This window comes from Streptomyces sp. NPDC044106 (assembly GCF_056433985.1).
This window is the reverse complement of sequence record NZ_JBWKFZ010000008.1, coordinates 117,258-135,394: the sequence shown is the minus strand read 5'-3', so window position 1 is coordinate 135,394 and position 18,137 is coordinate 117,258. Positions and strand designations below refer to the sequence as shown.

Annotated in this window: 17 protein-coding genes; 4 read left to right on the top strand and 13 right to left on the bottom strand. The window is 74.7% G+C overall.

All coding sequences use genetic code 11. The features are described 5' to 3' along the window. Positions 1-6: 6 nt before the first annotated feature. Positions 7-753 (bottom strand): SDR family oxidoreductase, encoded by a 747-nt coding sequence (locus tag AC07DI_RS16055; RefSeq protein WP_478904911.1) that lies wholly within the window; start codon positions 751-753, stop codon positions 7-9. A 628-nt stretch (positions 754-1,381) separates the two neighbouring features. On the opposite strand from AC07DI_RS16055, the gene AC07DI_RS16050 reads away from it, so the two are divergent. Beyond that, positions 1,382-2,680: an MFS transporter gene (locus tag AC07DI_RS16050; protein WP_384248702.1), complete on the top strand. Its 1,299-nt coding sequence runs from the start codon at positions 1,382-1,384 to the stop codon at positions 2,678-2,680. 9 nt (positions 2,681-2,689) lie between these two features. Here AC07DI_RS16050 and AC07DI_RS16045 read toward each other — a convergent pair whose 3' ends face one another. The 12 genes from AC07DI_RS16045 to AC07DI_RS15990 form a co-directional block, all read right to left on the bottom strand. After that, positions 2,690-3,742 (bottom strand): glycosyltransferase family 9 protein, encoded by a 1,053-nt coding sequence (locus AC07DI_RS16045; protein WP_478904910.1) that lies wholly within the window; start codon positions 3,740-3,742, stop codon positions 2,690-2,692. Between the two features lie 19 nt (positions 3,743-3,761). Then, positions 3,762-5,174: a D-glycero-beta-D-manno-heptose 1-phosphate adenylyltransferase gene (rfaE2, locus tag AC07DI_RS16040; protein ID WP_478904909.1), complete on the bottom strand. Its 1,413-nt coding sequence runs from the start codon at positions 5,172-5,174 to the stop codon at positions 3,762-3,764. Continuing rightward, positions 5,171-5,821 (bottom strand): D-sedoheptulose-7-phosphate isomerase, encoded by a 651-nt coding sequence (locus tag AC07DI_RS16035; RefSeq protein ID WP_478904908.1) that lies wholly within the window; start codon positions 5,819-5,821, stop codon positions 5,171-5,173. The genes rfaE2 and AC07DI_RS16035 overlap by 4 nt, the downstream gene beginning before the upstream one ends. A gap of 166 nt (positions 5,822-5,987) precedes the next feature. Beyond that, positions 5,988-7,274, bottom strand: coding sequence for a glycosyltransferase (locus tag AC07DI_RS16030; RefSeq protein WP_478904907.1), 1,287 nt, complete (start codon positions 7,272-7,274; stop codon positions 5,988-5,990). After that, positions 7,271-8,236, bottom strand: coding sequence for a glycosyltransferase (locus AC07DI_RS16025; protein WP_478904906.1), 966 nt, complete (start codon positions 8,234-8,236; stop codon positions 7,271-7,273). The genes AC07DI_RS16030 and AC07DI_RS16025 overlap by 4 nt, the downstream gene beginning before the upstream one ends. Next, positions 8,233-9,390, bottom strand: a complete 1,158-nt coding sequence (locus AC07DI_RS16020) for a glycosyltransferase family 9 protein (protein ID WP_478904905.1) — start codon at positions 9,388-9,390, stop codon at positions 8,233-8,235. Before AC07DI_RS16020 ends, AC07DI_RS16025 begins: the two co-directional genes overlap by 4 nt. Continuing rightward, positions 9,387-10,112 (bottom strand): D-glycero-alpha-D-manno-heptose-1,7-bisphosphate 7-phosphatase, encoded by a 726-nt coding sequence (locus AC07DI_RS16015; protein WP_478904904.1) that lies wholly within the window; start codon positions 10,110-10,112, stop codon positions 9,387-9,389. The genes AC07DI_RS16020 and AC07DI_RS16015 overlap by 4 nt, the downstream gene beginning before the upstream one ends. Continuing rightward, positions 10,109-11,209, bottom strand: coding sequence for a glycosyltransferase family 2 protein (locus AC07DI_RS16010; RefSeq protein ID WP_478904903.1), 1,101 nt, complete (start codon positions 11,207-11,209; stop codon positions 10,109-10,111). Before AC07DI_RS16010 ends, AC07DI_RS16015 begins: the two co-directional genes overlap by 4 nt. Next, complete coding sequence (locus tag AC07DI_RS16005) at positions 11,209-12,870, bottom strand: carbamoyltransferase family protein (RefSeq protein ID WP_478904902.1); 1,662 nt, start codon at positions 12,868-12,870, stop codon at positions 11,209-11,211. The genes AC07DI_RS16010 and AC07DI_RS16005 overlap by 1 nt, the downstream gene beginning before the upstream one ends. Positions 12,871-13,018: 148 nt before the next feature. Further along, entirely contained in the window at positions 13,019-14,020 is a 1,002-nt protein-coding gene (locus tag AC07DI_RS16000; protein ID WP_384248387.1) for an NAD-dependent epimerase/dehydratase family protein, read from the bottom strand. Between the two features lie 456 nt (positions 14,021-14,476). Then, on the bottom strand, positions 14,477-14,845 hold the full coding sequence (locus AC07DI_RS15995) for a DUF6479 family protein (protein ID WP_478904901.1): 369 nt from the start codon (positions 14,843-14,845) through the stop codon (positions 14,477-14,479). A gap of 289 nt (positions 14,846-15,134) precedes the next feature. Beyond that, entirely contained in the window at positions 15,135-15,851 is a 717-nt protein-coding gene (locus AC07DI_RS15990) for a phosphodiesterase (protein ID WP_478904900.1), read from the bottom strand. Between the two features lie 168 nt (positions 15,852-16,019). Between AC07DI_RS15990 and AC07DI_RS15985 the strand changes: the two genes are divergently transcribed. The 3 genes from AC07DI_RS15985 to AC07DI_RS15975 all read left to right on the top strand — a co-directional run bounded on the left by AC07DI_RS15985 (position 16,020) and on the right by AC07DI_RS15975 (position 17,923). Beyond that, a complete protein-coding gene (locus tag AC07DI_RS15985) occupies positions 16,020-16,280 on the top strand; it encodes a hypothetical protein (RefSeq protein WP_384248391.1) in 261 nt (86 codons plus the stop codon). Then, positions 16,267-16,743, top strand: coding sequence for a Clp protease N-terminal domain-containing protein (locus AC07DI_RS15980; RefSeq protein ID WP_384248393.1), 477 nt, complete (start codon positions 16,267-16,269; stop codon positions 16,741-16,743). The genes AC07DI_RS15985 and AC07DI_RS15980 overlap by 14 nt, the downstream gene beginning before the upstream one ends. Before the next feature lie 73 nt (positions 16,744-16,816). After that, positions 16,817-17,923, top strand: coding sequence for a serine hydrolase domain-containing protein (locus AC07DI_RS15975; protein WP_478904899.1), 1,107 nt, complete (start codon positions 16,817-16,819; stop codon positions 17,921-17,923). The last annotated feature ends 214 nt before the right edge of the window (positions 17,924-18,137 follow it).

The window sequence follows — 18,137 nt, the reverse complement described above, 5'->3', positions numbered from 1 at the left end:
GACCCGTCACGGCCAGGACGGCTCCCTGCGCGGCACGACGACCAGCTCGCCCACCACGCTGCCGGCCGGGACGGAGAGCGCGTACAGGACCGTGTCGGCCACGATGTCCGGGCTCTGGAGCATGGCCACGTCGGCGTCCGGGAAGCGTTCCATGATGAACGGGGTCTCCATGCCGCCGGCGATGATCCCCGTGACGCCGATCCCCACGCAGTCGCGCTGGGCCTCCTTGAACAGCGTGTGGGTGAACGCGCGCAGACCCGACTTGCCCGCCGCGTACGGGCCCGCCTCGGTCCAGGTCCGGTTCGCGGCGGTGGACAGGATGTTCACGATGTGGCCGCCGCCACGGGCGATCATGCGCCGGTACGTCTCCAGGCACAGATACATCGGCCCGAGGAGGTTGGTCTCGACGACCCGCGTCACCTCGTCGGCGCTCAGGTGCTCGATCGGCTTGGAGACGTCGACGGCGGCGTTGTTGACCAGGATGTCGAGCGGCTGATCCGCCGCATCCAGGTCCCGGAAGACGGCGGCGACCCCCTCGGCGTCCCGCACGTCCATCTCCACGAACCGGGCGTCGTGGCCCTCGCCGGTGAGCCCGTCGCAGAGCTCCCCCGCCAGGTCCTTGCGGATGTCGGCGACGAGGACCGTCGCACCGGCCCCCGCGAGCGCCCGCGCGATCGAGGCACCGAGGCCCCGGGCCGCGCCGGTCACCAGTGCCCGCTTGCCGTGGAGGTCGACCTGTGCCGCGCCGCCCATGCCCGTGCCTTCCCGTCGTGCCGGTTGCCGGGGCGGCGCGCTCCGCGACCGCCCCGCTTCCCACTGTGACGGCCGGTGCGCCGTCCGGCACCTCGGGCCGGTCGCGGGGCGCTCGGCGCGCGGACATCGGGCAGCTGTGTTCTCCGTCACCGCCGACGGACCGGAATCGCGGGCCGCGCCCCCGCACGAGAAGCGTGTGAGCAAGCACACCAGAAGCGCCAAAGCCCGGCAGGCGGGCGGCAGTTGGGGGCTTTCGGCGGTGCGGTCGGCCGAGCCGTCCCGAGGCGCGGCGATCCCGTCTGCCACGATGGTCGTCGCCGTACTCCGGAGCGTCCACGCGTCACTCGACGCGCCCTGCCGACGCCTCTCCCACAGCGCGGTGCCCCCGACAGATCCGGTGGAGTGACCGCGCAACGCAGCCGGTCCCGAACTCCCGCCGAGACCTCCCCTTGAGTCCCTGCGGGCTCACCCCGAGTCTTCGAGTGCCTCTGTGTCTTCCTCTCCCGCGCCTTCCGCCCCGCCTTCTCCCCCTGCCTCCCCTGCCCCGTCCGTGCCCGAGCATTCCTCCGCCGTCGAGAACGGCGCTTCCGCCTCGCGCTCGCCCTGGCGATCCCTGCGGTACCGCAGCATGCGCTGGTGGTCCGTCGCCAACTTCGTGTCGAACGCCGGCACCTGGATGCAGCTCACCGTGCAGAACCTGCTGGTGCTGCAGATCACCGGGTCCGCCGCCGCCACCGGCCTCTCCATGTCGGTGCAGGCCGCGCCCGCGCTGCTCATGAGCCTGGTCGGCGGCGCCGCCGTGGACCGCTGGCCCCGCAAGCTCACCGCCTCGGTCAGCCAGGCCCTGCTGGGCGCCATCGCCTTCACCACGGCCGTCCTCGTGGCGACCGGCGGGCTCGACCTGACCGTACTCATGGTGCTGGCCGGCGTAACGGGCGTCATCGCCACGGTCGACGGACCCGCCTGCGCCCTCCTCGGCAACGACCTCGTGCCGCCGGAGGACGTTCCCTCCGCCATCGGCGTGGGCTCGCTCGTCCACAGCGCGGGCCGCCTCGCCGGTGCCGCACTCGGCGGTGTCACGGTCGGCTTCCTCGGCACGGCCGCCGCCTACGCCGCCAACGGCGTGTCGTTCCTCTTCGTCGCCGCGGTCATCCCCTTCCTGCGTCCCGCGTACGGGGCGCTGCGGCAGGCCGGCGCCGACCGGTCCGTCGCCCCCGTACCGACCGGCCCCGCGCCGAGCGGGCCCACCCCCAGCGCCCCCATGACGGTCGGCGAGAACATGACCGTCCGCCAGGGCATCGCGTACTTCATGCGGCGGCCCCGGCTCGTGGCCCTCGCGGGCGTCACCGGTGTCAGCGCGGTCTTCGGCCGGAACTACAACCTCACCCTGGCCGTGCTCGTCACCGGGCCACTGGCGGGAGGCGCGGGATCGTTCGGCACGGTCTCCACCGTGCTCGCCGTCGGAGGCATCATCGGCGCCGTTCTCGGCGCCCGGCTGCGCAAGCCGTCCGTGCGGCTCGTCGGCACGCTGGCCGCCGCCGGCGCGCTGCTCCAGGTGGTCGCGGGGTTCTCGCCCTCGTTCGCCGTCCTGCTGGTCCTCGTCCTGCCGATGGCCGTGGTCGAGTCCGTCTCCGACACCGCGGGCACGACCGTCCTGCAGACCGACCCGCCCGCCCACCTGCGGGGCCGCGTGCTCGGCGTGTGGGGCAGCGTCAGCACGGCCTGGGGCCTCGGCGGCCCGCCCGCGCTCGGCCTCCTCATGGAGCTGGTGGGCGCCCGCGGTGCCCTGGTGTCCGGCGGCCTGATCATCGCCGGTTCGATCGGAGCGGGCTTCGTCCTCCGCAGGCGCGGGAGCACGGAACCGGTGCTGCTGCCGACAACGGAACGGGACGCCGCCAAGCGGTCGGCGCTGGGCGCGGCGGCCTGAGAGCCCGCGTCATCTCCCCGGCCGGGTGGCCGTCGGGGCCGTGCGCGGATGCGGCTCCGTCAGGTCCCGTGCCGCCGTGAGGACCTCCTCGGGGGTGATCCGCAGCAGCCGATCGTCCGGCAGGCGCCCGTGCGCGTCGCCGGGGCGGGCCGCGTCGTCGCCGTCCGGGTGCCACAGGACCCGGTGGCGGGCGTCCGCCGGAGGCCCCCACAGGCGGGGCGCCACCGGGCCGAACAGGACGACCGACGGCGTGCCGAGCGCCGTCGCCAGGTGGGCGAGGCCGGTGTCCCCGACGATGACGCAGCGGGCGTGCGCCACGAGCGCCGTCAGCTGGTCGAACGGCACGTCGGCGGCGCCGCCGAGCACCGCGTCGCCCGCCAGCCCCGCCTCTGACGCCACGTACCGCGCGGTCGTCCCCTCGCCCGCCCCGGCCGTCACCACGATCCGGTGCCCGCGGGCCGCGAGCCCCCGCGCCACGGCGGCGAACCGCTCGGGCGGCCAGCGGCGGGCTCCGGCGTCGGCGCCCGGGTGGAGGACCACCGCGCCCGGCGCCGGGGAGGGCGTCGCGGGCGGTGGGATCCGTACGTCCGCGGGGTCGGCCTCGATGCCGTACCAGGACAGCAGCCGGCACCACCGCTCCCGCTCGTGCTCGTCGTCCCGCCAGACGGGCCCCTCGATGCCGGGCGTCTGCGGATGCGCGTACGCCAGGAGTTTGCGGGGACGCAGCCGGTGGAGCAGCAGGTGGCTGGGCGGGCCGTTGCCGTGCAGGTCGACGGCGTAGTCAGGGGGCGGATCCGGCCAGGCGAGGTGCTCGGGCACCGCACGGGCCGCGGCGGACGCGGGCAGCAGCCGGTCGACCAGTCCTGTCGCCAGGGCGGGTGCGGTCAGCCGCTCGGGCGCGGCCAGCACGAGTTCGTGGCCGGGCAGCCGCCGCCGCAGGGCGCGCAGCGCCGGTACGACGGTCAGCAGGTCACCGAGTCCGAGCGCCCGCAGCACCAGCACGCGGGGGCGGTCCGTCGTCGGGGCGGCGGGGCGCGGTGGCCGTGTGGTCTCTTCGCTCACGGTCGGGGTGCCTCTCGGCTCAGGGTGCGGGCGGCCGGGGCGGCGTGGCGGACTCGGCGGCCCTGCGGGCGAGCAGGGTCGTGGAGCGGCCGTCGAGGTAGGGCAGGACGACGGCCTGCCCGCCCCACGCGCTCAGGGTCTGCGCCTCGGGGAGGTCCTGGACGGAGTAGTCGCCGCCCTTGACCCATACGTCGGGCCGCAGCCTGCCGAGCAGTTCGCGCGGGGTGTCCTCGGCGAAGACGGCCACGGCGTCGACGCTGCCGAGCGCCTCAAGGACGCGGACGCGGTCCGCCTCCCGGTTGAGCGGGCGCCCGGGGCCCTTGCGGCGGGTGAGCGACGCGTCGGAGTTGAGGCAGACGATCAGGCAGTCGCCGATGCGCCGGGCGCTCTCGAGCAGGCCCACGTGGCCCGCGTGCAGGAGGTCGAAGCAGCCGCCGGTCGCCACCACCGTGCCACCGCGCGCCCGCACCCGTTCCGCCAGGGCGAACGCGTCGTCGCCGGGTTCGCCGCCGAGTTCGTCCGTGGCACCGTCCGTGGGCGCCGTGCGCCACAGGTCGGGGTTGGTGGCGCCGCCCGCCGACACGAACGCGGCGGCCTCGGCGACGGCCCGCTGCAGGGCCTCCTCCGGGAGCGCCCCGTCGGCGAGCGCCACGGCCGTCGTCGCGGCGAAGCAGTCGCCCGCGCCGCACGGGTCGCCGGTGGCGCGGTACGGCGACGGCACGAGCATCGGCGTACCGGAGCCCGGCCTGGTGAGCAGGACGCCGCGCTCGCCCAGGGTGACGGCGACGCCGCCGACCCGCCAGCGGTCCGCAAGCTCGGCGCCCCGGGCGGCGTACGCGCGCAGCGTCTCGTCGTCGCCGGGGCACAGGGCGCGGGTCTCGGCGGCGTTGGGGGTGACGAGCCGCGCGCCCGGGACGGGGGCGTCGCCCTTGGGGTGGGGGTCCCAGACGAGCGGGGTGCGGGGGGCGACGGCCGCCAGGTGCTCGCGTACGGCGCTCGCGGTGTGCCGTCCGTAGTCCGCGACGAGGACGGCGTGCGCCCCGGCCAGCGCGTCCCGCACCGCGCCGTCGGGTTCGCCCGGTATGCCGCCGCCCCTGTCGATGCGCACCAGCGGGCGGCCGGACGCCAGGACGCGCGTCTTGACCGGCAGCGTGCCGTGCAGCGGAATCTCCACCAGCCTTACCCGGCCGCTGAGTTCGCGGCGTACGGCTTCGCTCGCGGGGTCGTCGCCCAGTGCGGTCACCAGGGTCACGTCGCGCCCGCCGCGTGCCGCGAGCGCGGCGGCCAGGCCCGCCCCGCCGGGGTGGCGCCGGTCGCCGGTGACGTCGACCACGGGGGCGGGGGCGTCCGGGGCGAGCCGGGTGGCGTCGCCCTCGATGTCCTCGTCGAGCAGGACGTCCCCGACGACCACGAGAGGCTTCGGCCGGGTCACGAGAGGCTCCCGTCGACGCGGACGACGTCGCGGGGCGCGATGCGGCCCGCGGTGGCCACGACGGGTTCGCCGAGCGCCGCGTCGAAGGCCTCGCACAGCAGGTGCACGGCGACGAGGTGGGCCTCCTGCACGGTCGCCGTGGTCTCGCCGTCGATGTGCAGCGCGTCGTCGGCGGCCTCCCCCAGCGGGTTCGGTCCGGGCCCGGTGAGCGCCCAGACGCGCAGCCCGGCGGCCCGGCCCGTCACCGCCGCCGTGATCAGGTTGGCGCTGCGGCCCGAGGTGGACAGCAGGATGAGGATGTCGCCGGGTCTGCCGTGGGCGGAGACCTGGCGGGCGAACACGTGGTCGAATCCGTAGTCGTTGCCGATGGCGGTCATGCTGGAGGTCTCCGCGTGCAGGGAGATCGCCGAGTACGCGGGCCGTTCCTTGCGGTAGCGGCCCACCAGTTCGGCGGTCAGGTGCTGGGCCTGGGCGGCGCTGCCGCCGTTGCCCGCGGCGAGGAGCCTGCTCCCGGCGGGCAGCGCGGCGGCGAGCCGCCCGCCCCACTCCGCCAGCCGGCCGAGCCCGTCCCTGCGCAGCCGGCCGAGGGCTTGCTCCAGCGACCGGCAGTGCAGATGCGCGGCGTCGAGTGCGGGGGATTCACTCATACGGATCGGGCATGCCGCGCCACGAGGACGGCGGGGGCCCGCACCTCCTTCGGGGGTTGGGGGCGAGGTGGCGAGGTGTCAGGTCATCGGTGCGTCGGTGCCACACGGGGTGGGTGAAGGGCGGCCGGGGCCACGGTCGGGAGCCCGGCGCCGGGCTCCCCGCCCCTCACACCGCCCCCACCCCCGTCACGACCGCGGGCTTCGCGTCCAGGACTTCGCAGTAGGCCGCCTCCGTGGCCGCCGCCACGCGGTCCCAGCCGTACCGGCGCAGGACCCTGCGCCGCCCCGCCTCGCCGCTCGCCTCGCGGAGCGCGGGATCGGCGAGGAGTTCGGCGACGGCGCGGGCCAGCGCCTCGGGGTCGCGGGGCGGGACGAGGCGGCCGGTGGCGGGGTCGGCGACCGTGTCCAGCTGGCCGCCGACCGCGCTGGCGACGACCGGTCGGCCGCACGCCATCGCCTCCAGGGGGACGATGCCGAACGGTTCGTAGTCGGCGGGGCAGAGCACGACGTCGGCCGCGCGCAGCAGCGGCGGCACGTCGGTGCTCGGTACGCCGCCGGTGAAGCGGACCCGGTCGGCGACGCCCGCCTCGCGGGCCAGCGCGCGCAGCCTGCGTACCTCCGGGTCGTCGGCCAGCCGGTCGGCGGGCGGGCCGCCGACCACGAGCAGCTCGGTCTCGGGCAGTCGGGCCAGCGCGGCGATGGAGACCGCCGCCCCCTTGCGCGGTACGAGGCGGCCGAGTTGGAGCACCTGGTGGCGGTGGGCGCCCCGCTCGGCGACCGGTCCGCGCGGGGTGAACAGCTCCGTGTCGACGCCGCACGGCACGACACCGACCTTGGCGGCGCGTACGCCCATCCTGCCGAGTTCGGCGACCTCGTCGCGGCAGGTGGCGATGACCCGGTCGCAGCCGAGGCCGACCTCGTGCTCCAGGGAGATCCGCTTGGGCGGGCTGGGGTCGGCGAGCTGCTGGTGGCGCCGCTTCACGGTGCCGAGGGCGTGGTACGTGTGCAGCAGGGGCAGGCCCAGTTCGCGCGTGGCGCGCAGCGAGGCGAGGCCGGACATCCAGAAGTGCGAGTGGACCAGATCGGGCGGCCGGTTGCGCCAGGTGCGTACGAGATGGCGGCCGAACTCCGGCATGTGGGGCAGGAGTTCGTCCTTGGGGATCTGCTCGGGCGGCCCCGCGGGCACGTGGTGCACCTCGACGCCCGGCCGCAGGGCGACGCGTTCGGGCAGGTCGGGTGTGTCGCGGCGGGTGTAGACGGTCACCCGGTGGCCGCGGTCGGCGAGCGCGCCCGCGAGGCAGGCGACGTGGACGTTCTGCCCGCCGGCGTCCACGCCGCCGAGCGCGGCGAGCGGACTCGCGTGTTCCGAGACGAGCGCGATCGACAGCACTCCGGGGCCGACGGGCTCCGCGCCGAGGGCGCCGGAGTCGAGGGGGCCGAGGGTCGAGGTCATGCGATCGCCTCCGTCAGCACGCGCTCCCAGTCGTCGAGGAAGCGCTTGAGTCCGTACCTTTCGAGAGCGGCCTGGCGGGCGCGGGCGCCGTCCTCGGCCGCGGCATCCGGTTCCTCGAGGTAGTGCCGGGCGGCCCGCGCGAGCACCTCGGGGCGGGTGGAGAGCGTGCCCGTGCCGCGCGGGACCGCCTCGACCGCCTCCGTGGTGGCGAGCGCCACGACCGGCATGCCCAGGTGCATGGCCTCAAGCAGGGAGAGCCCGAGGGAGGTCCAGCGCACCGGGTGCAGGTACAGGCGGCGCTCGGCGAGTGCCGCGTGCAGTTCGCTCTGCGGGAGGTCGGCGGTGCGGCACCGGTCCTCGGGGAGGCCCAGGTGCGCGGCGAGGCCTTCGGTGCGCATGCCGAAGACGTCGAGGGGGGCGGCCTCGCTCAGGGCGGGCAGCAGGTCGGTGCCGGTGTGACGGCCGCGCCTGACCGGTTCGTTGACGACGACGGCGGCCCGGTCGAGGCGGCCGGTGTACTGGTGGCCGGGGTCGACGATGCCGTGCTCGATGACTTCGGTGCGCGCCCGGCCGTTGTCCCAGAACAGCCGGTTGAAGTGCGTGACGTGGACGAGCGTCAGGTCGTCGCGGTCGGCGCACGGATGCCGGGTGTCGGGGACATCGCCGTCCGGTGAGTTGTGTTCGAGGTAGACGGCGGGCACGTCGCGTCCGGGGCGCCGGCCGCCGAGCCAGCGTTCGGCGAGCTCCGGTTCGTGCGGCCGCTGGAAGAGGACGAGGTCCACCTCCGCGTCGCGCAGCTCCTCGGGCGTGATCTCGCGCACCGAGTCGGGCCAGGCGAAGGTGCGGGCCCGGCCGAGTCCGTCGGGGCCGCGGTCCGGTGTGACGGGAACGAGGTAGGTGTGGGGGCCCTGCACGAACGAGGTCGTCCAGGAGCCGTGCACGTGCCACAGCAGGATGTTCATACGGTCGCTCCTCGTTGCGTACCGGGAGTTCCGGGCGTAGCGGGTGTGCCGGACGCACTGGGTGCGGCGGGCGTTCCGGCCGGCAGGCCGGACCGGGGGTCCGTTGGCCGTGGGCGCGTCCGGCGGATGGCCGGGTCGTCGGCGAGCGCGGCCACCGCGGCGAGCACCTCGGCGTCGCCGACGCCGTCGAGGCAGGGGTGGCCGGGTACCGGGCAGATCCGCGCCCTGCTGTCCGCGCACCGCTCGCGCTGGTCGCCGAGCAGGACGTGGCGTACGCCGTACGGCCCCCAGCGCTCGGCCGGCACCACCGGCGCGAACAGCGAGACGACGGGGGTACCCACGGCGGCGGCGAGGTGCCCGGGGCCGGTGTTGCCGACCACCGCGGCCCTGGCGCCCGCGAGCACGCCCGCCAGATGCGGCAGATCGGTGGCCCCACCGAGGTCGAGGCCGTGCCGCCCGGCGGCCCGCGCGGTCAGTCCGCGCTCGCCGGGCCCGCCGGTGACCACCACCCGGTGCCCGGCGGACGCGAGGGCCGCCACGGCGCGGCGCGCCCGGTCCGGGCTCCAGGCACGGGCGGGCACGGCGGCTCCGGGGTGGACCACCACATAGGGCTCGCTGCCGGTGAGGGCCGTGGTGTCGGGCAGGGTCCGCACCCGCAGCGCCCCGTCGTCGCCGTCCGGCAGCGCGAAACCGCCCGCCTCGGCGAGGTCGAGGGCCGCCTCGGCCTCGTGGCGGTGGGGCATCCTGTGGTGGCGCAGGTCGAGGAGGGCGCCGGGGTAGTCCTCGCTGTCGGCGGCCGTCCAGCCGATCCCGGCGAGCTTGAGGAGCAGCGCCACGGGGAGCGGGCTCTGGTGGTAGGAGACGAGGATCAGGGCCCGGTCGAAGCGGCGGACCGTCACCGCGTCGAGTATCCGGCGCGTCGCCTCGCGCGACACCCCGGCCGGTTCCAGGCCCACCCAGGGCGCGTCGTACACGAGTACGTCGTCCACGCCGGGCAGCAGCCTGCCCGCGTCCACGCCCTGCGGGCCGCAGAGCAGCGCGGTGTACGAGGATCCGGCGGCCACGGCGCGTACGGCGGGCCCGGCGAGGAGCACATCGCCCGCACTGTCGAGACGTACGACGAGGGTGCGCGGAAGAGCGGGAGTTCCGGTCACAGCCGCTCCCCCTCCTCCGCACGGACCACTGCCGCGCGGTCGGCCGCCGTGTGGTCGACCACCGCGCGGCGGGCCGCTCCCGGCGGGTCGAGGACGAGGCGGACGGCCGTGAGCAGGTCGGGGGCCACGGCGTCGGCCGCCTCGACCTCATCGGCGCGGGTGACGGGTGTGGGGACGAGGACGCCGCGGGCTCCGGCGGCGCGGGCCGCGCCAAGGTCGGCGCCGATGTCGCCGATGACGACGGCGCGTCCGGCCGGGACGCCGAGCCGTTCGCACGCGGCCAGCACGAGACCGGGCGCGGGCTTGCGGCAGCCGCATCCGTCGTCGGGTCCGTGCGGGCACATGGCCCAGACGGAGAACGGGCCGAGGAGTTCGTCCACGCGCCTGCGCACCGCGTCGACCTGGGACAGGGTCAGCAGGCCGCGTGCGACGCCCGACTGGTTGCTGACGACGCCGACCGGGATGCCCGCCGCCCGGACGGCGTCGACGGCGTCGCGCGCGCCCGGCGTCAGCCGTACGAGGGCGGGGTCACCGTTGTAGGGCACGTCCTCGACGAGGGTCCCGTCCCGGTCGAAGAGGACCGCCGCCGGGAGGTGCCGGTTTCCGTCGTACGGGGTGTCGTACGGGGCCGGGGGCGCCGTGGGCAGCGGGGGGCCGTCGATCAGCCAGGGCGCGGTCCTGCGGCCGGTGCCCCTGTGCGGGGCCTGCGCCGGGCGCCTCATCGGCGTACCCGATCCTCGTGGGCCGGGCGGATCGGTGGGCCCGGGGCGTGTCCCGGCCCGGCCGGGTGCGCGGCGTGCGGTGCGGCGCGCCGGTGCACGGCCTGCCCGCGCAGCCAGTGCCAGACGGCGGCGGGCGGGATGACCACGCTGGTCAGCGCCATGGCGGCCACTTCCGCCCGGTCCCGCGGGCCCGGCACGATCCGGGCGAGAGCGAACTCGGCGGTGCCCGCCAGCCATCCCGCGGCGCAGACGGTGGCGGCCCCGGGCCTGCGGAGCGCGACGCAGACGAGGGTTCCCACGGCCGCCGCGGTCACCGCGGCGTGCCGGGGCAGCCGGCCGCGCGGCGCGGCGGCGCGGTGCCACCAGTCGGCGCCGTGCAGTCGCGTCATGAGCACGTCGTCCGCGTTGCCCGCCTGGAGGCGGACGGAGATCCAGCGGCCCGCCGGGCGCACCGGGTGGGTGGTGGAACGTGTTCCCTCGGCCACCGTCCATCCCGCGGCGAGCACGCGCAGCGCGAGGTCGGCGTCCTCCCTGAAGGCGCGCCGGAACCGCTCGTCGAAGCCCTTGACGGCTTCCAGCGCCGTGCGGCGGTAGGCCATGTCGGCGGTGATCCAGCGGGCGGTGGCGAGCCCGGCGGTGTTGCGCTCCCAGTCCGTCGGCCTGCGGTCCGCGGGGAGCGGTACGTCGATGAGGGCGGTGACCGCCGCGGTGTCCTCGGTGGCCGCGGCGAGATCGAGGGCGAGATCGTCGCCCCAGGCGGGCCCCGGCACCACGTCGTCGTCGAGGAAGACGATCCACGGCACCCGCTCCGCCGCCCGCCAGCCGGTGTTGCGCGCCGCGGCGGGGCCGCGGCCCCTGCCGCCCACCACCGTGGTGACGGCGCGCAGGGCGGCCGGGACGTCGACCGGCAGCGGAGTCCCGGCGTCCGGGCCCCGGCGGTCGTCGACGAGGATCACCTGCTCCGGTCCGGGCCCCGCCGCATCGGCCAGCGCCCGCAGCGTCACGCTCAGGCTGGGCCGCCCGAGCGTGGGGATCACCACCGCGTATGTGCTGTCGGCGCCGATGGTGTCCCCGTTCTGCGTCTCGTACGCGGCCATCAGGCGTCGCCGCCCTCGGAGGTGCGGAAGAGGTCCTGGCGGCGGATCGCGTACGGGCCGATGGCCAGCAGGTCGACCGGCGAGGAGCCGAAGCACTCCAGCGCGTCGCGCGGGTCGTCCACCATGGGGCGGCCCGCCGTGTTCAGGCTGGTGTTGACCACGACCGGCAGCCCGGTGAGCCGCTCGAACTCGCCGAGCATGCGGGCGACCAGCGGCTCGCGCTCCGCGTCCACGGTCTGGATGCGGGCCGTCCCGTCGACGTGGACGACGGCCGGGATCCGGTCCCGCCAGGGCTCTGCCACGTCGTGCACGAAGAGCATGTACGGGCTGGGCATCGGCCCGTCGAAGATCTCCGGGGCGCGCTCGGCGAGCACCATCGGGGCGACGGGCCTGAACTGCTCGCGCCCCTTCACGTCGTTCAGCCGCTCCAGGTTGCCCGCGTGGCCGGGGTGGGCCATGAGCGAGCGGTGGCCGAGCGCCCGGGGGCCGAACTCGGACCGGCCCTGGAACCAGGCGACGATCCGGTTCTCCGCCAGCGCCTGCGCGACGGTCGCGGCGATGTCCGCGGGCCGCTCGAAGGTGACGGCGGCCGTCTTCAGCCAGGCGCCCAGTTCGGCGTCCGACCAGTCGCGGCCGAGGTCGGCGCCCGCCATGGGCTCCGGCTGGACGCCCTCGCCCGCGGTGAGCAGCAGCGCGCCGCCGAGCGCCGTGCCCGCGTCACCGGCCGCGGGCTGCACCCACACCTGCGAGAAGGGGCCTTCACGGGCGATACGGGAGTTGGCGACGCAGTTGAGCGCCACACCGCCGGCGAGCGTGAGCACGCTGTGGTGCGTCTTGCCGTGCAGCCAGCGCGCCAGGTCGAGCAGGGTCTCCTCAAGGACGGCCTGGGCGCTCGCGGCGACGTCCGCGTGGTCCTGCGTCCACGGCTCGTCCGCGCCGCGCGGCGGGCACAGCTCGTGCCACGGCACTGCGGTGGCGCGGAACCCGCCGTCGCCCGTCGGATACACGTGCTTGCGCAGTTCGGGGAGCATGCGCGGGGTGCCGTGGGAGGCGAGGGCCATCACCTTGAACTCATCGGAGGAGCGCAGGAATCCGAGGTGGTCCGTCAGCTCCTCGTAGACGAGGCCGAGGGAGTGCGGCAGGTCCTGGGCGTAGAGCGGTTCCAGCTTGTCGCGGACCCGTCGCGCGGCGAGGTGCGAGGCGCGCTCGCCCCGGCCGTCGAGGACCAGGACCGAGGAGTCCGCCGCGTCAGGCGCGGCGAAGGCGCTGGAGGCGGCGTGGGCCATGTGGTGCGGCACGAAGCGGACGATGCCGGGGTCGAGGCCGGGCAGCGCGGCCTTCAGGAAGTTCGGGGCCTCTCTGGCGTACGTCTGGCGCAGGTGGTCCCAGGGGTCGTCGAGCCCCATCGACTCGGCGGGGCGGGCGAGTTCGGGGTCGTAGGAGTAGGCGACCGCGTCCAGGTCCTCGGGCCGCAGACCGGCCCTGCTCAGGCACCAGGCGGCGGCCTGCTCGGGCAGTTCCCAGGCCGAGAACGGCAGCGGCCTCTTGCCGTGCTTGCGACGGGAGAACCGCTCCTCCTCCGCGGCGGCGACGGTCCTGCCGTCGATCACGAGGGCGGCGGCGGGGTCGTGGAAGAGGGCGTTGATTCCGAGGATGCGCATGGAAGATCCGACATTCTTTCGGCGGTCCTTGGCACGTGTCCCGATGCGCGGTGCACGTGGTGGGACCGCGGTACGGGGAACATGACCAAGCTGGGTCTGGGCAGACAGGTCTCCCGCGGCGCCCTGCGCCGGGTACGCGCCGCCCCGGTCAGTGATTCGCTGGGTCGCGGAACCAGTCGATGGTGCGCCGCAGGCCTTCCTCGGCGGCGACCTCGGGCTCCCATCCGAGCTTGTCGCGGGCGAGCGTGATGTCCGGGCAGCGCACCGCCGGGTCGTCCGTCGGACGGTCGATGAAGCGGATCTCCGAGCGCGAGCCGGTGAGTTCGATGACGAGGCGCGCCAGTTGGAGCATGGTGATCTCGGTGGGGTTGCCGATGTTGACCGGGCCGCGCATGCCGTGGGCGGCCGCCGCGAGGATGCCGCGCACGGTGTCGTCGACGTAGCACAGTGAGCGGGTCTGGTTGCCGTCGCCGGTGACGGTCAGCGGCTCGCCGTCCAGTGCCTGCCGCACGAAGGTCGGCACCGCCCGGCCGTCGTGGCCGCGCATCCGGGGCCCGTAGGTGTTGAACAGCCGCACGATGCCGGTGTCGGTGCCCTCGGCGTCGGCGTGGGCGGTGGTCAGGGCCTCACCGAAGCGCTTCGCCTCGTCGTACACGCTGCGCGGTCCGACCGGGTTGACATGGCCCCAGTACCGCTCGTCCTGCGGGTTCTGCTGCGGGTCGCCGTAGACCTCCGACGTCGAGGCGAGCAGGAAGCGGGCGCCGCAGCGGTGCGCGAGTCGCAGGGCGTTGCGGGTGCCGAGGCTGCCCGTCTCCAGGGTGTGCAGCGGCAGCCGCAGGTAGTCGGCGGGCGACGCCGGGGAGGCGAAGTGGAGGACGAGGTCGGGGGTTTTGCGGTCCGGGGAGGGTTCGACGGCTATCCCCTCGGCCACGTTGGCCTGTATGAGCCGGAAGCCGGGGCGGTCGAGGAGCGGCGCGAGGTTCTCCGGTCGCCCCGTGCTGAAGTCGTCCACGCAGGTCACGGCCGTGCCCGCGGCCAGGAGCGCGGTGCACAGATGCGAACCGACGAATCCTCCGCCGCCGGTCACGACGGCGTGCTCCCAGTTCCCCGACAGGGCTGTGCCCGTCCCTGCGCTCATCCCTGTGCTCATCCACATCTCCTCCGTACGCGGGGACGGCGTACCGGGTGCGGTGCCGACCGCCGGTCACACACGGCGCTCGGGCCGTCGAGTACTCGATCAGCCTCTGCCAGGTGAGCGCGGACGGCTCGGTGATGTGGGCCATCCGGGCGACGGTCCCGCCACGGAAACCGGGTGGGAGGGTGTGGAGCGGGGATGAGCGAGGCGTGAGCCGCGGGGGTGAGCCGGGGCACGCGAAAAGGCCCGCCCGTGCCTCGCGGGCGGCGGGGCATGGCGGCATCGGCCAGCATCGGCGGGGGCACGGGCGGGGGGGCACGAGGCGCCACGACGGACACTGAGCGGAAATGCGCAATTCCACTCCGTGGCGCTTCCTCGACGGCGCCCGGACCTATTGCGGCGGGGCCTGTTGGAGGCCTTGCGCGACCTATTGCGCACGGGTGTCGGCCAGGAGTGAACCGGCGGCGCGGCTCAGCCGAGACCGCCGCTGCCGAAGCTGCCGCTGTCGCCCTTCCTGTGGTCGGCCGGATCCTGCGAAGGGCTGCGGTGCGTGCTGGACGTGCCGTACCCGTTCTTGAGCTCGTACGGAGTGAGCCGGCCGCCGTCCTTCGGCACCTCGTCCGGCTCGCGGTACTCCCGCTCCTCCCGCGCCGGGCCGCCATACGGCCGTTTCGGCTGCTCCTCGGGGCTGACCGTGCGTGTCTCCCGCGCCTGAGCGCGTCGTCCCCAGAAGAAGGCGCCGAGCAGTACGGCGACCACGACGAGACCGGCGATCCACATCAGCAGGGCCGCGCCGGACGAGACAGCGAGTTCCATCGTTTCCATATGAGACTTGTCCATATATGGCTTGTACCCGCCCCGCCGGAAAATTAGCTGGTTTTCCCGCGCAAATGGGGGTCTGGGGGTCAGCCGCTTTTACCGGACGGGCCGCCCGGAGTTCCCTTGCCGCACGGCCACATGAACCCGACCACCGGCGGTCGCCAGGGGCGCGGGGAACTGCGCGACCAGCCACGTTCCATCCGCACACAAGATCCCGACAGGCCCCGTGCAGGCCGGCGACCATTACGGGATCGTCGCCGATCTCGTGGCCGACCCGGGAGCACCGTGACACCGGCGAGCGAGGGTCGCTTCACCGGCGCGGGCGCTCCCCGCCCCTGCCGCGGCGGGACCCGGCGTACGCGGCGGTGCGCAGCCGGCTCAGCCGCCGCGTGGGGTGGAGCCGGGGAAGGCAGTGCGCATAGGGGTCGTAGGAGAGGGTGCCGCTCGGCGTGTCGTCGCGTACCGCCCGGAGGGTCAGGGTGGCGATGGGGCACCAGGGCTCGTCGGGCGCGGCCGCGCACAGGTCGAAGCGGACGGGCCCGCGGGTGATCGCCTGCCGCAGGGCGGCGAGGTCCGCGCCCACCGTACTGGCGCCGCCCGCCGGACCCGGTTCGGGAAAGGCCGCCAGCACGCGCCGGCGGGCGCCCACACGGTAGGAGAGCAGGGTCGAATACGGTCCCGTCAGCGGCCGGGGGCGCGGCAGCGGCAGGTGGCGGGCCAGGCGGCCGGAGCCACTCGACGTGAACAGCAGGTCGAGGTGGTTGCCCGGCCCGTCGGCGTCCGGGACCCGCACGGCGAGGCCGAGCCCGTCGGGCAGCCGTCCGGGCAGCCCGAGCGCGCGGGACCAGCGTACGGACACCGGGTAGGAACCGGCCCGGTCCAGCCACGGCACGCCCCACTCGCCACCGGCGCCGCCCGGCACGTCCAGCGTCCCGGAGCAGAGCACACCGTACGGGTGCAGGGCCGGTGCCGAGCGCCGCCCGGCCAGCCGGGCGGCGGCTCCGTGAGCCATCTTGTCCAGAAACATGCGGGCACCTTCGGCAAGGGGGTCGGTACGGAGTGCGGGTCGCCTGCTCTTGAGTCTGGGCGCAACCGGCGTGTTCCGGCCACCGGTGGCATGCCGGTCCTCGCGGGCCGGGCCGGGCGACAAGCAACACAGGTTGACCAGTCCAGTTAGTCAACTACAGTTGCTTACGTGCCCGCCGCAGAGAACCCGAAACCCGCAACTCCCCTCCCCCGGGAGCCCGCTGACGCCCTGGCGGCAGTCGTGGCGTTGCGGCGCCTCGCCGATCAGCTGGAGGACGCCGCCGTCGAGCAGGCCATGCGAGCGGGCTGGAGCTGGCCGCAGGTCTCCGAGGCGCTCGGCGTCACCCGCCAGGCCGTCCACAAGAAGCACGCGAAGCGGCTCATCGCAAGCGGTGTCGAGCTGAGGAGGCGCGGCGATGACCGCGTTTGACGCGTATCTGCACGCGGTCGTCGTACGGGCGACGCAGGAAGCCCGCGAGGACGGATCGGCGACGGTCGACGCGCACCATCTCCTGCTGGCGATCGCCGCCGGGCCCGGGTCCGCGGCGCGGGATGCCCTGGCTTCGGCCGGACTCGATCACACGGCGGTACGTGAGGCGCTGGACCGGGAGTTCGAGCACAGCCTGAACGCGGTCGGAGTGTCCGCGACCTCCTACGCCCTGCCCAAGCCGAGCCACTCCACCCCGCGCCCCAGGATGGGCGCGTCCGCCAGACTCGCGCTGGACCGGAGCTTCGCCGCCACCCGCAAGAAGGACCTGCGGTCGACGCATCTGCTGCTCGGCATCCTGGGCGCCCGGTTCGGCACCGTGCCCCGCGCACTCGCCCTGGCGGGCATCGACCAGGACCGACTGGCGGCCCACGCGCGGCAGAAGCTGGACGGCCGGTCACAGTGACCGCTGGAACAGCGGTGCAGTGGCCGTCTTCGCCCGCCCCACCAGCGCACAACGACCCGGCAGGAGAGCCGACTTGACCCAGCGCCCCGCTCACCGGACCGTTCACGCCACTCACGCCACGATCCAGCGCATACTCGACCGAGCCGTCACCCAAGGAGGCGTCCCAGGCATCCTCGCCGAGGTCCGCGACAGCGACGGGCAGTGGTTCGGGAGCGCGGGAGTGGCCGACATCGGGACCGGCCAGGAGCGCTCGCGGCAGGACCGGTTCCGTATCGGCAGCATCAGCAAGACGTTCGTGGCCACCGTCATGCTGCAACTGGCGGCCGAAGGAAGGCTGAGCCTGGACGACAGTGTGGAGCAGTGGCTGCCCGGCGTGGTCGGCGGCCACCGCAACGACGGCGCCGGTGTCACCCTCAGGATGCTGCTCAACCACACCAGCGGGATCTTCAACTACACCGACGACCAGGAAGCGCTGAACCGTCACGAGACCCACTCCCCCGAGCTACTGGTGCGGATCGCCGTCTCCCGTCCGCCCGCCTTCGCGCCCGGCTCGGACTGGGCGTACTCCAACACCAACTACATCCTCGCGGGCATGGTCGTCGAACGGGCCACCGGCCGCGCGACGGCCGAGGAGATCGCCGAGCGCATCGCCCGCCCGCTCGGCCTGACCGGCACGTACCTGCCGCTCGGCGGCGACCCGGCGATCCGGGGTCCCCACTCCCGCCACTACACAAGGCTGTTCCGGACCGAAACCGACGCGCCGGTCCACGACGCGACCGCATTCGACTCGTCCATGTTCTGGGCGGCCGGAGGCATGATCTCCACCGCCGGGGACCTGAACCGGTTCTTCGGCGCCCTGCTGGGGGGCCGGATACTGCCGCCGGACCAGCAACGGGCCATGTTTCAGACCGTTCCCACCCGTGACTGGGTTTCCGACTCCGCATACGGCCTCGGTGTTTGCTCGGTGCGATTGCCCTGCGGGGAAACGGTCTGGGGAATGGGTGGTGCGCTCTTCGGTTCGTGGTCCTACGCCTTCGGTACTCGCGACGGTGAGCGGATGGTCACCGTGAACACCAACGGCGATTGGTGTGAAGGGCGTTGGAAAGACCCCATCGGCATCTTCACCGATCTGCTTCAGGCATGGTTCTGCGACTCCGGCGCCGGAACGAACGGGTGCTGAGCAGGGGAACGGCGCCTGGACTCAGGTGCACCGGTGGCGCATGCGTAAGGCAATGGCGAAGTGGGCTGTTTTAACAGTTCCCTTGGTCTTCTGTTAAAAGCTGCCATTGTCATGGACCTTGTCGACGGGTGATCGGCTGGGCCAGAGTTCATGCCGCGGCGAGCCCCACGCCCGCCGCCCGGCAGGAACTCCAACCCCCTTCGGCGATACACCC